Source organism: Caballeronia sp. A2-2, from assembly GCF_057612605.2.
This window is the reverse complement of record NZ_CM172588.1, coordinates 1,249,016-1,261,612: the sequence shown is the minus strand read 5'-3', so window position 1 is coordinate 1,261,612 and position 12,597 is coordinate 1,249,016. Positions and strand designations below refer to the sequence as shown.

Below are 12,597 nucleotides of genomic sequence, written 5' to 3'. Positions count from 1 at the left end.
GATGCGTGACGGACGCACGACCTTATCGAAGTTCCTGATCGACACGCTGGACCGCCAGCCGGGCGCGGATGCATCGAGCGGATTATCTGCATTGCTGATCGATGTGGCGGCATCCATCAAAACCATTGCAGCGGCGCTTACACGCGGCGCGCTCGGTGGGCAACACGGTTCCGCGCAAAGCATTAACACGCACGGCGAGGAACAGAAGAAGCTCGACCTCGTGACGAACGACATCTTCTTGCAGCATTGTGAATGGGATGGCCTGCTCGCGGCGATGGTGTCCGAAGAGATGGACCACGTGTACGCGATTCCCGAGCCGTATCCGCGTGGCGAGTATCTGCTCGCATTCGATCCGTTGGATGGCTCGTCGAACATCGATATCAACGGCGTGGTCGGTTCGATCTTCTCCGTGCTGCGCCGCCGTGCCGATGACGAAGGTCCAGCAGACCAGCAAGCCTTCATGCGCACCGGACGCGAACAAGTGGCGGCGGGCTACGCCATCTACGGACCCGCGACGATGCTCGTGCTCTCCGTCGGCAACGGCACGCACGGCTTCACGCTTGAACGCGATGTCGGCAATTTCGTGCTCACGCATTCGGATATCCGCATTCCCGAGGATTCGTGCGAGTTCGCGATCAACGCATCCAACGAACGCTTCTGGGAACCGCCCGTAAGACGCTACGTGCAGGAATGCAAGGACGGCCGCACCGGTTGCCGCGACCAAGACTTCAATATGCGATGGATCGCGTCGATGGTCGCGGAAGTACATCGCATCCTGATGCGCGGCGGCGTGTTCATGTATCCGCGTGACTTCAAGACACCGGAGATGGAAGGGCGCTTACGTTTGCTCTACGAAGCAAATCCGATGAGCTATCTGGTGGAACAGGCAGGCGGTCTCGCAATCACAGGACGCGAACCCATTCTCGATGTCGCACCGGACGCGCTGCATCAACGCGTGCCGGTGATACTCGGTTCGCGCAATGAAGTGGCGCGCATTCATCGCTATCACGGCGAATATGACCGGGGCGAAGACAAACCTTTTTCATCGCCCTTGTTCAAGGAGCGCTCGTTGTTTCTGCCTGAAACGCCCGCTTGAACCATTCACGCTGCGCTACACATAGAACGCCACAGGGAGGCAAGCGCATGTCAGTCAAACATCCGATCGTCGCGGTGACCGGTTCGAGCGGGGCGGGCACGACCACCGTCATGAAGAGTTTCACGCATATTTTCAGGCGTGAAAAGCTCAATGCGCAGATTGTCGAAGGCGATGCGTTTCATCGTTACGATCGCCTCGGCATGCGTGAAGCCATGAAGCAAAGCGAGCGCGATGGCATGCGCGATTTCAGTCACTTCGGTCCGGAAGCGAATTTGCTGGAAGAATTGGAACAGTTGTTCGCGACTTACGGCGCGTGCGGCGGTGGGCAATTTCGCCACTACGTTCATGACGATGCCGAAGCCGCGAAGTATCAACAGGATGCGGGCACGTTCACGCCATGGGAAGACGTCGCGCCTCAAACCGATCTGATGTTCTACGAAGGCCTGCACGGCGGCGCGGTGACCGATCGCGTGGATATCGCGCGCCATGCGGATTTGCTCGTGGGCGTGGTGCCGATCATCAATCTCGAATGGATTCAGAAGCTGCATCGCGATCAGACCATGCGCGGCTATTCGCATGAAGCCGTGGTCGATACGATTCTGCGCCGCATGCCGGACTATGTGAACTATATCTGTCCGCAGTTCTCGCATACGCATGTGAATTTTCAGCGCGTGCCGACGGTGGATACGTCGAATCCGTTCACCGCGCGCGAGATTCCGCATGCGGACGAGAGCTTTGTGGTGATCCGCTTTGCGAAGCCGCGCGGCATCGACTTTCCTTATCTTCTTACGATGCTGCACGACTCGTTCATGTCGCGCCCGAATGTGATCGTGGTGCCGGGCGGAAAGATGGGCCTTGCCATGCAGCTCATCTTCACGCCATTGATTCTTCAGTTGCGCGACCGCAGCGTGCGCGCCTGAATACTTAGGTTTTCTAATCTGTACCGAGGAGGCATCTCATGAGTGCCGTTGCCGAGGCTTTGCCCGAAACACATCATGCGCCGCATGGGCGTCAAATGGCGAATGCGTTGCGCATGCTTGCCGTGGACGCGGTTCAGCAAGCGAACTCAGGTCATCCCGGCATGCCGATGGGCATGGCGGAGATCGCGGTTGCGCTGTGGACGCGTCATCTGAAACATAATGCGGCTGATCCCGACTGGGCTGATCGTGACCGCTTCGTGCTTTCCAATGGACATGGATCGATGTTGCTTTACGCGCTGCTTCATTTGAGTGGCTACGATCTTTCGTTAGACGAACTGAAGCGCTTTCGGCAAATGGGCAGCAAGACGCCGGGACATCCTGAAGTGGGCCTCACGCCCGGCGTGGAAACGACGACAGGGCCGCTCGGGCAGGGACTCGCGAATGCCGTAGGCATGGCGCTCGCTGAAACGCTGTTGGCGCGCGAATTCAATCGGCCTGGGCATGAGATCGTCGATCATCGTACCTATGTGTTTGCAGGCGATGGCTGCATGATGGAAGGTATTTCTCATGAAGCGGCGTCGCTTGCGGGCACTTTGCGGTTGAACAAGCTCACGGTGCTGTATGACGACAACGGCATATCCATCGACGGTCAGGTGGACGGATGGTTCACGGACGATACGCCGCGGCGTTTCGAATCCTACGGTTGGCATGTTGTGCGCGCGGTCGATGGTCACGACGTCGAGGCGGTCTCGCGCGCTTTGAATCAGGCACGCGATGCGGAAAAGCCGACGCTCATCTGTTGCAAGACGGTCATCGGTCAAGGCGCGCCGAACTTGGCCGGCACGCATGAGGTTCACGGCGCACCGCTTGGCCACGACGAATCGCAGGCGACGCGTCGCGCATTGAACTGGACGCATGCGCCGTTTGAGATTCCATCGTCGATTCGTGCCTCTTGGGATGCGCGTGAAGCGGGAGCGGCCGCGCAGAACGATTGGACGTGCCGAATGGATGCATACCGTCGCGCGTTTCCTCACGATGCTTCGGAGTTCGAACGGCGCATGCGTGGTGCATTGCCTGCGAACTGGCGCGATTTGGCTTACGAACTCGTGCGTGACGCGGACCGTGCGCGGCAAAGCATCGCGACGCGCCGGGCGTCTCAACTGGCAATCGAAGGGCTTGCGTGTGCGTTGCCCGAATTGCTCGGCGGTTCGGCGGATTTGACCGGATCGAATCTCACGCGCTGGAAGGATGCGGTGGACGTAGATGCTTCGTCATCGAATAAGGCTAACTACATTCACTTCGGCGTGCGCGAGTTCGGCATGAGCGCGGTGCTCAATGGTGTCGCGTTGCATCGCGGGTATTTGCCGTTTGGCGGCACGTTCCTCACGTTCTCCGATTATTCGCGCAACGCCTTGCGCATGGCCGCGTTGATGAAGACGCTCACGGTGTTCGTCTTCACGCACGATTCCATCGGACTCGGTGAGGACGGGCCGACGCATCAACCGGTGGAACATGCTGCGAGCCTGCGCATGATTCCGGGTCTTGATGTATGGCGTCCATGCGATGCAGTCGAAACCGCGCAGGCGTGGGTCAGTGCCGTTGAACGCGACCGGCCTTCGTGTTTGTTGTTGTCGCGTCAGAACTTGCCGTTTGTCGCGCGCGATGAAGCGCAGATCGATGCAATCGAGCGCGGCGGCTATGTGCTCGCCGATTGGCCGACGCAAAGCGAACCGGGCGAAAGACGCGTGGTGCTGATCGCGACGGGTTCGGAAGTTTCTTTGGCGCTCGCAGCGGTCGATCGGCTAAAGGAAGAAGGCATTCTCGCCCGCGTCGTGTCGATGCCATCCACCACGGTGTTCGATCGTCAATGTCACGCATGGCGCGAACGTGTGTTACCTGAGGACGTGCCGCGCGTGGCAATCGAAGCCGGCGTCAGTGCGTTCTGGCGGCAATACGTGGGATTGAACGGTGGCGTGGTCGGCATCGACCGGTTCGGGGAATCCGCGCCTGCGAGCGAGTTGTTCGCGCATTTCGGCATCACGACCGAAGCACTCGTGGACGAAGCGCGCCGCGTTGCTGCGTGACAAGAATCATCAGGAGAACGACATGGCGTTCATCGCATTGAGGCAATTGTTGGATCACGCGGCGGAGCACGGTTACGGCGTGCCTGCGTTCAATGTCAACAACATGGAGCAGATTCAGGCGATCATGCAGGCGGCGGACGCCACGCATAGCCCGGTGATTCTTCAGGCATCGGCGGGTGCGCGCAAGTATGCAGGCGAGCCTTATTTGAGGCATCTCGTGCTGGCGGCGGTTGAGGCGCATCCGGACATTCCGGTGGTGCTGCATCAGGATCATGGCGCGAGCCCGTCAGTGTGTCAGCAGGCCATTCGTTCGGGCTTTACCTCGGTGATGATGGATGGCTCGCTCATGCCCGATCAGAAAACGCCCGCGGAATACGACTATAACGTGGACGTGAGCCGCCGCGTGGTCGAAGCGGCGCATGCAGTCGGCGTGTCGGTGGAAGGTGAACTGGGTTGTCTCGGTTCGCTGGAAACCGGCCGCGCGGGCGAGGAAGACGGCGTGGGCGCGGAAGGCACGCTCAGTCATGAACGTTTGCTGACCGATCCCGATGAAGCGCGCGCATTCGTCGAGGCCACCGGCATCGATGCACTGGCGATCGCTATCGGCACATCGCATGGTGCGTACAAGTTCAGTCGTCAGCCAACGGGCGATATTCTGGCGATCGACCGCATCGCCGAGATTCATGCGCGCATTCCGAATACGCATCTCGTGATGCATGGGTCATCGTCGGTACCGCAGGAATGGCTGGCGATTATTCGCGAACATGGCGGTGAGATTCCGGCGACGTATGGCGTGCCGGTGGAGGAGATACGTCGCGGGATCGCGAACGGTGTGCGCAAGGTGAATATCGACACCGATATACGTCTGGCGATGAGCGGGGCGATGCGGCGCGCGATGGCATCTGCGAAGTCGGAGTTCGACCCGCGTCATGCGTTGAAGGCGGCGATGGCGGCGGCGCGGGATTTATGTATTGAACGGTTCGAAGCGTTTGGATGTGCGGGGCAGGCGGGGAAGATCAGGCCGGTGGGGATGGAGGCGATGGCGCGGCGGTATCACTGAAGCGAGGCGACGGTGGTAAGGCGAAGGTACTCCTTCAGATCACGATCGACGGTCAGGAACCTCAAGCCTTCGGTAAGCGCCTGCGCCACCAGCAAACGATCGAAAGGATCGCGATGCAAGTCGGACATATCCCGCACCGCCTTCGCATGTTCGAGCAGCACAGGAAGCACGATGAAAGACTGCGTGTCGAGTTCGTCGATGGCAAGCACGGCGTGCGGTTCCAGCTTTCCGGACGCGGCCTTGATCGACATTTCCCAGATGGTGGCCGTGCTGACGAACACCTTGTCTGCATCAGCGATCATCGCTTCGAAAGCGACAGGTAGCCTTCGGTCCGCCGAAACGCTCCAGATAAAGATATGCGTGTCGAGCAGCAAACGCATTATCGACTCTCGGGTGTGGGCGCGGCGTCATACGCGCGTGGCTTGTGAAATGCATCGAAAATTTCTTCGGGCAACGGCTTCACTAGCTCGTCGTTCTGCACGTCTTCGTCGGTATAGCCAATAATGACGGAGCCACACGATTCGGGCTTGCCCGGAACCAGATTGGCAACCGCCCTGACACGATGAAGAAGGGTAGGATACTTGCCGCCGATCGCTACTTCCTTGCCATTGGCGACCATTTCGAGCAGCTTCTCCAAATCCTTTTGCGCTTCTTCGACAGTGAAGATGTACATGAATGCTCCGGATGACTAATAAGAGCGTTCATGCTATCCGAGCTGTCGTTTCTTGCCAATTGGCTTGATGGACTAACCAAAAGAATTAGGAGGGTTCTCAGGTTCAGGTCATTTGTTCTTCGTCACCCCCGGCGCATGCCACACACTCAAATCCTCCTCCTCCCGATCCACCTCGCATCCCCAATCCAGCGCCTGATCCTGATCGAAGCGCTTGCCAAGTTGCCACGCGATCTCCGCACGCGCCAGTTGCACGCCGAGATAAAACGCATGACCGCCATCGTTCTCGACCTTCAGTTCGGGATAGAGCGCGAACGGATCTTTCGCGATGTGATGACCATCGCGGTTATAGACATGAATGCCATCCGCCGACACCTGAACGCGAAAGTTCGGATCACGAACGGAATCGGCAAGCGCGGAGATTTCGCTTGAATCGTACGGAAACGGGCGTTTGGAATGCAGCGCGGACAGATCACCGGAAATGCCTTTGGGCAACATCTGTGCCTCGCGGGCCGCATGCATGACACGTCGCGCGACATCGGCTTCGCGAACTGCGCGCCGCGCATGCAAACTCACGGACGTAGTCAGAACCGCCGCAATGCGCAACTCCGCGGCCATGCCGAGCAACACCGCGTTGATGCCGGTCGTGTCCGCTTCCGTCAACTCGGTCACGTTACCGATGCCCATCATGATCGGCACATCGGGCCTGCGTTCGCGTAACGACACATATCGCGCAATGGATGCCGAAAGTCCAAACGGAATCGGATCGAGAATAGGATCGGCGAGAAAGCTTCGGCCGAGCTTGTCCATCGCATCGATAGCTGCATCCAGCGATGCCATGTCGTGCGGCTCGCGAGGCACCAGAATCGGCGTCGATGCAATTTCATTGGCTATCCATAACGAATCGATGTTCAGACTCATCACATAGTCCGCGCCCGCCCGCCCACCGCGCACGAGTTCGTCATCGAGCATGGAATCGACGCTCACACGAAAGCCTTGCTCCTTGAGCATCGTCACGGCGTCTTCGAGATGCGCAAACGGCGTGGCCGGCAAACAGCCGATATCGATGACATCCGCGCCTTGCCGCCTGTATTCCACGGCACGCGCGAGAATGCCGTTCAGATCGAGACGCGGCGCATCCACGATCTCGGCGAAGATTTCGGTTTCATAGCGCGAGAGATCCAGATGCTTCGCCTCGCGCCCGAAGAACTGCGGCAGGTCTTTCACCTCTTCCGGCCCGCGTTCGACCTTCACGCCGTAGTACGCCGTGAGCATGTCCAGATCGCCCCGGCAACGCCCCGGCACGATCATGCGGCTCGTTCCTTCGGATAACGGAGGAATCACGCGACGACGAATCATGTCGGCAGTCATCAGTCCCGCGACCTGCAAGCCAATTTCGCGCACTTCCCACGTGAACGGCGCACGTGTCGCGGCAGGCGCGATGCTTTCGAGCACTTGCTGCAAGCTGGTTTGCGCAAGCCGCCCGGTCAGGAAGACGATGTGTTCCATGCGAGCTTCAGTTGCGAGAGACGCGCATCGAGGGCGGCGCGCAGTTCGTCGAGCGTGCGAGAGACACTTGTATCGACGAAGCGCGCCAGCCGCTCGACATTCTCGAATTCGATAGGGCGCGGCCGTACTTCGACCCATTCCTTGGGCGCTTGCGTGATGACCACCGGCGCGGTATCGCATGCGAACACGATGGCCGGCACGCACTGCTTGCCCGCTTGCGCGAAGAGGTTGGTAGGCAAGGTATCGGAGATGCCAAACGCGCATTTCGCAACCGTATTGCTTGTCGCGGGCGCGACGACAACCGTGTGATAGTCGCCGTTATAAAGCATGCCCACAGGCACGCTGCTCGCGCTGTTGTCGCGAATCACCTTGAAATGCTCGCGCAGTTTCGCAATGGGCCAGCCATAGAGCGGCAAGACTTCCTCGCCTGCGGACGAGAGAAACAGATCGACGCCCGGCAGTTTCAGCGCAAGCTCGATCGATTCCTCGATCATATGACCGGAGCCGGTCACGCACCACGCGAACCGCGCGTCGGGCTTGAACTCGTCGAGCCGGCGGGCGGGCGTGGGTGCCGTCATGCGTCGTTGGCGGTGGTCGAATCGTGCGAAAGCCGAATATGCAGCCGATGCATCTTGCGATACAACGTGTTCCGGCTGATGCCGAGCACCTTCGCCACATTGCTGACGTTCCAGCGATGTTCGTCGAGCAACAGCAATACGGTCTCGCGTTCACGCACCTGTATTGCGTTGAGCGAGGACGTATCCACTTCATCGGCGAGCGTGGGCGTTGCATTGCCCGTGTTCCGCATGACGGGCTGATTGCCGCTCGCCGCACCGTTGACGATTTCAGCAGGCAGGTGCGCGCAGCGAATCTCAGGCCCGTCGCACAACGCAATCGCCATTTGCAGCACATGCCGCAACTGTCGAATGTTGCCGGGCCATGCATAACTCAAGAGCGCGTGGCGTGCTTCATCGCTCAGGGCAGGCGGATCGTCGGTTTCGCTTTCGAGGATATGACCGATCAGCGCGAGTGCATCGGCGCGTTCGCGCAACGGCGGCAGATTGATCTCGATGCCATTCAGTCGGTAGTACAAATCTTCGCGGAACATCCCGGTCTGCACGAGCTCGACCAGATTGCGGTGACTCGCGCTGATCAACTGGAAGTCTACTTTCACGGTGGTTTCCGCACCGAGCGGCGTGACCTCGTGTTCTTCGAGCACGCGCAGCAGACGCGCCTGCAACGTGAGCGGCATATCGCCGATTTCATCGAGAAAGAGCGTGCCGCCATTGGCCTGCACGATCTTGCCGCGTCGCCCTTCGCGCTGCGCGCCAGTGAATGCGCCCGCACGATATCCGAAGAGTTCGCTCTCGATCAGATTCTCCGGCAGCGATGCACAGTTCACCGCGACGAACGCGCCTGCATTGTTCGGGCTGATGTTATGCAGCGCATTTGCGAACACTTCCTTGCCGGTGCCGGTTTGTCCGCGCAGCACGATCGGAATCTTGCGTTGAATCACGCGCGCGGCAAGCTGAATTTGCGAGGCCATGCGCGGATCGCCGAATTCGAGGTGCGAGAGCTTGTCGAGCCGGCCCGCGCTTGCTGCGGCATCCATTTCTTTGCGCGGCATTTTTGGCGTTGTGCGCGATGCAGGCAAGATCGCGCCATCGTTGAGTACGATTCGTTTTGCATTGCTGACCGCTTCGCGTGGCGACTGCGCGATCAGGAAGAAGCGGCTGTTTGCTCGTGCGCTATACACCGTGACCGGATGAAACGAGCCGCGTATGCTGCGCGCGATCATGTCGTCGAGCGTCGCGTTGAAGGCTTCCTCCACGCGTTTGCCGCACAATTCAGCGGGCGAGCGCAGATCGAGCTGGAACAACGCGCTGCGGCTGGCCGCGAGCACCACGCCGTCATCGCTGACGGCGAGCTTGCCTGCGTGCAGCGTGCCGACGAATTCCGGTCTGCTGTGGAAGTGGACCATGTTCGCGTGGCGATAACGCGCATCGATCAGGCGGTTTTCGATCATCTGACGCGACATGCCGACCAGCACCAGCGAATGCTGCTGCAAGAGCTTGGAGCGGCTCGTCACATCCAATACGCCGATGACTTCGCCGCGTTCGTCGAAGATCGGCGCGGCCGTGCACGTGAGTGACGTATAGCGCGGATAGAAATGTTCGTGCTGACATACCGCGATGCAATCGCGTTCGATCAGGCACGTGCCCATGCCATTGGTGCCGGCTTCCCGTTCGCTCCACAGCGCGCCGACGCGCAGGCCATCGGCGGCCACCGCTTCGCCGAACGGCACCGACGACACCTGATGCACGATCACGCCGTCCGCATCCACGAGCACGACGGCGAGTTCGGGATCCGCGAGTTGCTGATACAGCGTGGTCATTTCCAGTTTCGAGCACGCGATGAGATCGCTGGCTGCTTCGCGCCGCTCGGTGAGTTCGCGCTGCGTGAGCACGGGCGGCATGACGAAGTGTGCCGGGTCGAGGCGGAATTCGGTCAGGCAGCGCATCCACGACTGCGCGACCGAATCGCTGGCGCGCCGTGCGGCCAATGGGTTATGAACGATGTTCAGCACTTCCCGGACATGCGTGTCTACGTCTGCAAGCAACGACATGGGGGCGTGTCTCCGATGCGTCTGTCTCTTGGCCCGTATGCGTTATTGCTGCATGGCGGGCCGACGCTGAATATGTTTGTGTGTTCCGCTCAAGCGCCGCGGCTCTCTCGATGCCTTATTGCTTTTAATCCCCAACGCACTTTCATGGGGCACTGCTTGGTTCTTTCTGCGGGCGCGCCTCGTGGCCGGGTTGATCGATCTGGCCCGGTTCCCAAAAACTTTACATCCGATGGCGGGATGGTTCAATAAGTAGTCGCACAGAGTATGTCGCTTGCGCGCGATTTTTGCTTACTGAGTTTTCTTACTGGCTGGTTTTCAATGGTCAGGCGTTTGTTCTTGGCAAGGAGCGCGCATGGGCGGTAACGATCCGATTTTGAGGAATGGCTTTCCGTCGCCGGTGGCGGCACAGGGGCGTGTGGCAATGGATGTCGTTTTCATCGAGGGTTTGACCGGAGAGACGGTTATCGGGATCGATGAAAGCGAGTTACATGAGCCGCAGCCTGTTCGGCTTGATTTGGCTATTGGCGTTTCTTCTATTCTTGCCTGTCGGACTGACCGGATTGAGGATACGGTTAATTATGCTGCGGTGCGGGAGTCGGTTCTCGTGCTTTTTGCTTCGCATCGGGTGCAGTTGCTTGAGGCGCTTGCCGAATTGGTGGCGCAGCTTGTTATCGCGGATTTTGGGGCGCAGTGGGTTAGGGTTTCGCTTGCCAAGCCAGGGAAGTTTGCTGATGTGGCTTCGGTGGGAGTGGTTATTGAGCGCTCTCGCCGTTTGGGGGATTTTGGGTTTTCGGTTTTGGGGAGGGGGTTTGTGCCGGAGGGTTAAGGGGTTTTGGTCTTCGTGCAAAGGGCCTCTCTTGTTTGTGTTGTTTATTCAGTAGCCGCCTCCCCGGCGGGGGGTAACTTTCTTTGCTGCTGCAAAGAAAGTCACCAAAGAAAGCAGCTTTTTACCCCATGCCCGCTGGCTGGAGAGGGTTGGTCTGGATTAACCAATACAGTGGCCGCAGTAGAACTTGCCACGGATAACTTGCCGCTTAGGCGACCTAGCGATTGCGGGCTCCAACTCTCTAGTCTTAGTGGAGCGCGCTCATTCTTTCGGCCATGCGCTGCGCGCGCCGAGAGCTTTAGAACGGAATCCCGCAGCGTATCAGCGCCCAGGCACATCACACTTCCCCGCAAGATTGCTATTTGGCCCTACCTTGATAAGCACTTCGGCGAAAGGCCTAAAGCCAACGATATGCACGTTTCATCGAAGCTCGAACTGAGGTAGGGCCCAATGGGGCGGGTGCGATGTGGTTTGATGAGGCTGGGCGTTTATACGCTGCGGGATTCCGTTCTTAGGTTCTCGGCGCGCGCAGCGCATGGCCGAAAGAATGAATGCGGACCACTAAAGCCTAAGGATTCGAGCGCGAAATCGCTAGGTTGCCAATGCGCGTTGCTAGACGAGGGAAGTCCTATTGCGGCCACTGTATCGTTAAACCAGACCAACACTTTCCAGCCATCGAGCATGGGGTAAAAAGCTGCTTTCTTTGGTGACTTTCTTTGCAGCAGCAAAGAAAGTTACCCCCCCGCCGGGGAGGCGGCTACTGCAATAAAGACCCAACCAACAGCAGCCCCTTCCACGAACAACAACCTCACCGCGAAACCACTCCACATTCCCGAAACGCCTGCTTCTGCAACTCCCGAAATTTCTTAGTCTGCGCCTTAGCCCGATCCACCCGAAACTCCGCCCCACCTTCCCCCCCAAGCGAAGCATATTTAGAAAACGTGGATTGCTCCACAAAGTCATCATAGGGCAGCACTTGGGAAATCTTATCGATCGCACAAGAGCACTTATAGACATTGGCGAAGTCATGCCCATTGTCATCCATACACCCGAGCACGTACTCCACACGCCCCTGCGTAGGATAATCAAACCCATGCCGGGCGGCAGGCGCAGACCCCGCAATCGAAAGCGGCGCAACCAATGCAAGACTCAAAAACACCAAACACCGTAGACGCATTGCAAAGAGCCTCAAAAGACAAAGAACATCAAGCCAGCGCAAGCAAAGAATAAAAAGCCCACGCCGGCAAAGGCCAAAAAACTCAGCTAGGCGAAAACGGATGAGAACTTGAAGCCTTCTTCGACACCACCTCCGATGCCTTAGGCTCACCCGCCACCGCGCGGGCAATCGCCTCCTTAGTGGCTTGATAGTTATAGTCGTGAATCTTCTGATCGTCGTCCGCTTCCCAATGGATGAAAACCCCCACGCAAACAAACACGTCGTCGGCTTCATCGGCGGGAATCACGCCGCTTTCCACGCTGTCGGCTACCGCCATTGCCACCGCGCGCTGCGCCGGGCCGAACATCTGCACGGCCTGCTTGGCGCCCTTGATCGTCACCTTGTTGAAGAGAATCGTGTTCGGCTTGGTCAGCAGGTTCGGTGCGACCACGGCCAATAGCGATGTGAAACCATCCTTGTTGTTCGTCAGCGCGTTGCAGAACGCGGTCTCCGCAGCGGAACCTCGCGGTCCGATGATCAAGTCGATGTGCGCGACCTCGTTGCCATCGCCGACGAGCGACTCTCCTACCAGGACGCGGTTGATCTTGGCCATGCTGTTCCTCCGATGATGTGGTCTGGAAACACTCGGC

At 58.9% G+C, this 12,597-nt stretch carries 12 protein-coding genes; 5 read left to right on the top strand and 7 right to left on the bottom strand.

All coding sequences use genetic code 11. The features are described 5' to 3' along the window. The first annotated feature begins 1 nt into the window (after window position 1). Genes ACZCWR_RS22140 through fba form a run of 4 tightly spaced genes read left to right on the top strand, consistent with a single transcriptional unit; the run spans window position 2 to window position 5,160 of the window. A complete protein-coding gene (locus tag ACZCWR_RS22140) occupies window positions 2-1,096 on the top strand; it encodes a class 1 fructose-bisphosphatase (RefSeq protein ID WP_487303763.1) in 1,095 nt (364 codons plus the stop codon). A 47-nt stretch (window positions 1,097-1,143) separates the two neighbouring features. After that, window positions 1,144-2,016, top strand: coding sequence for a phosphoribulokinase (locus ACZCWR_RS22135; RefSeq protein ID WP_487303762.1), 873 nt, complete (start codon window positions 1,144-1,146; stop codon window positions 2,014-2,016). A gap of 38 nt (window positions 2,017-2,054) precedes the next feature. Continuing rightward, complete coding sequence (gene tkt / locus ACZCWR_RS22130; RefSeq protein WP_487303761.1) at window positions 2,055-4,100, top strand: transketolase; 2,046 nt, start codon at window positions 2,055-2,057, stop codon at window positions 4,098-4,100. Window positions 4,101-4,122: 22 nt separating this feature from the next. Beyond that, window positions 4,123-5,160, top strand: coding sequence for a class II fructose-bisphosphate aldolase (fba, locus tag ACZCWR_RS22125; RefSeq protein WP_487303760.1), 1,038 nt, complete (start codon window positions 4,123-4,125; stop codon window positions 5,158-5,160). Here the strand turns inward: fba and ACZCWR_RS22120 are convergent. The 5 genes from ACZCWR_RS22120 to ACZCWR_RS22100 form a co-directional block, all read right to left on the bottom strand. Then, window positions 5,154-5,540, bottom strand: a complete 387-nt coding sequence (locus ACZCWR_RS22120) for a type II toxin-antitoxin system VapC family toxin (RefSeq protein ID WP_487303759.1) — start codon at window positions 5,538-5,540, stop codon at window positions 5,154-5,156. The two genes, fba and ACZCWR_RS22120, sit on opposite strands and share 7 nt — an antisense overlap. After that, the gene (locus ACZCWR_RS22115) at window positions 5,540-5,833 is read right to left on the bottom strand and encodes a hypothetical protein (protein ID WP_487303758.1); all 294 of its coding nucleotides are present in this window, start codon (window positions 5,831-5,833) and stop codon (window positions 5,540-5,542) included. Before ACZCWR_RS22115 ends, ACZCWR_RS22120 begins: the two co-directional genes overlap by 1 nt. Window positions 5,834-5,941: 108 nt before the next feature. Beyond that, the gene (locus ACZCWR_RS22110) at window positions 5,942-7,339 is read right to left on the bottom strand and encodes a DUF6513 domain-containing protein (RefSeq protein ID WP_487303757.1); all 1,398 of its coding nucleotides are present in this window, start codon (window positions 7,337-7,339) and stop codon (window positions 5,942-5,944) included. After that, window positions 7,318-7,917: a flavoprotein gene (locus ACZCWR_RS22105; protein WP_487303756.1), complete on the bottom strand. Its 600-nt coding sequence runs from the start codon at window positions 7,915-7,917 to the stop codon at window positions 7,318-7,320. The genes ACZCWR_RS22110 and ACZCWR_RS22105 overlap by 22 nt, the downstream gene beginning before the upstream one ends. Beyond that, window positions 7,914-9,965: a sigma-54-dependent Fis family transcriptional regulator gene (locus tag ACZCWR_RS22100; RefSeq protein ID WP_487303755.1), complete on the bottom strand. Its 2,052-nt coding sequence runs from the start codon at window positions 9,963-9,965 to the stop codon at window positions 7,914-7,916. The genes ACZCWR_RS22105 and ACZCWR_RS22100 overlap by 4 nt, the downstream gene beginning before the upstream one ends. A 352-nt stretch (window positions 9,966-10,317) precedes the next feature. Between ACZCWR_RS22100 and ACZCWR_RS22095 the strand changes: the two genes are divergently transcribed. After that, entirely contained in the window at window positions 10,318-10,791 is a 474-nt protein-coding gene (locus ACZCWR_RS22095; protein ID WP_487303754.1) for a dihydroneopterin aldolase, read from the top strand. Between the two features lie 808 nt (window positions 10,792-11,599). Here the strand turns inward: ACZCWR_RS22095 and ACZCWR_RS22090 are convergent. After that, window positions 11,600-11,968: a hypothetical protein gene (locus tag ACZCWR_RS22090; protein ID WP_487303753.1), complete on the bottom strand. Its 369-nt coding sequence runs from the start codon at window positions 11,966-11,968 to the stop codon at window positions 11,600-11,602. Window positions 11,969-12,050: 82 nt separating this feature from the next. After that, window positions 12,051-12,560: a formaldehyde-activating enzyme gene (fae, locus tag ACZCWR_RS22085; RefSeq protein WP_487303752.1), complete on the bottom strand. Its 510-nt coding sequence runs from the start codon at window positions 12,558-12,560 to the stop codon at window positions 12,051-12,053. Between the last annotated feature and the right edge of the window lie 37 nt (window positions 12,561-12,597).

Bases quoted from the DNA above. Each gene is read 5' to 3' on its own strand.
- fae (WP_487303752.1), bottom strand. From the start codon at position 12,560: ATGGCCAAGATCAACCGCGTCCTGGTAGGAGAGTCGCTCGTCGGCGAT.
- ACZCWR_RS22105 (WP_487303756.1), bottom strand. From the start codon at position 7,917: ATGACGGCACCCACGCCCGCCCGCCGGCTCGACGAGTTCAAGCCCGAC.
- ACZCWR_RS22110 (WP_487303757.1), bottom strand. From the start codon at position 7,339: ATGGAACACATCGTCTTCCTGACCGGGCGGCTTGCGCAAACCAGCTTG.
- ACZCWR_RS22115 (WP_487303758.1), bottom strand. From the start codon at position 5,833: ATGTACATCTTCACTGTCGAAGAAGCGCAAAAGGATTTGGAGAAGCTG.
- ACZCWR_RS22100 (WP_487303755.1), bottom strand. From the start codon at position 9,965: ATGTCGTTGCTTGCAGACGTAGACACGCATGTCCGGGAAGTGCTGAAC.
- fba (WP_487303760.1), top strand. From the start codon at position 4,123: ATGGCGTTCATCGCATTGAGGCAATTGTTGGATCACGCGGCGGAGCAC.
- ACZCWR_RS22135 (WP_487303762.1), top strand. From the start codon at position 1,144: ATGTCAGTCAAACATCCGATCGTCGCGGTGACCGGTTCGAGCGGGGCG.
- ACZCWR_RS22090 (WP_487303753.1), bottom strand. From the start codon at position 11,968: ATGCGTCTACGGTGTTTGGTGTTTTTGAGTCTTGCATTGGTTGCGCCG.
- tkt (WP_487303761.1), top strand. From the start codon at position 2,055: ATGAGTGCCGTTGCCGAGGCTTTGCCCGAAACACATCATGCGCCGCAT.
- ACZCWR_RS22120 (WP_487303759.1), bottom strand. From the start codon at position 5,540: ATGCGTTTGCTGCTCGACACGCATATCTTTATCTGGAGCGTTTCGGCG.
- ACZCWR_RS22095 (WP_487303754.1), top strand. From the start codon at position 10,318: ATGGGCGGTAACGATCCGATTTTGAGGAATGGCTTTCCGTCGCCGGTG.
- ACZCWR_RS22140 (WP_487303763.1), top strand. From the start codon at position 2: ATGCGTGACGGACGCACGACCTTATCGAAGTTCCTGATCGACACGCTG.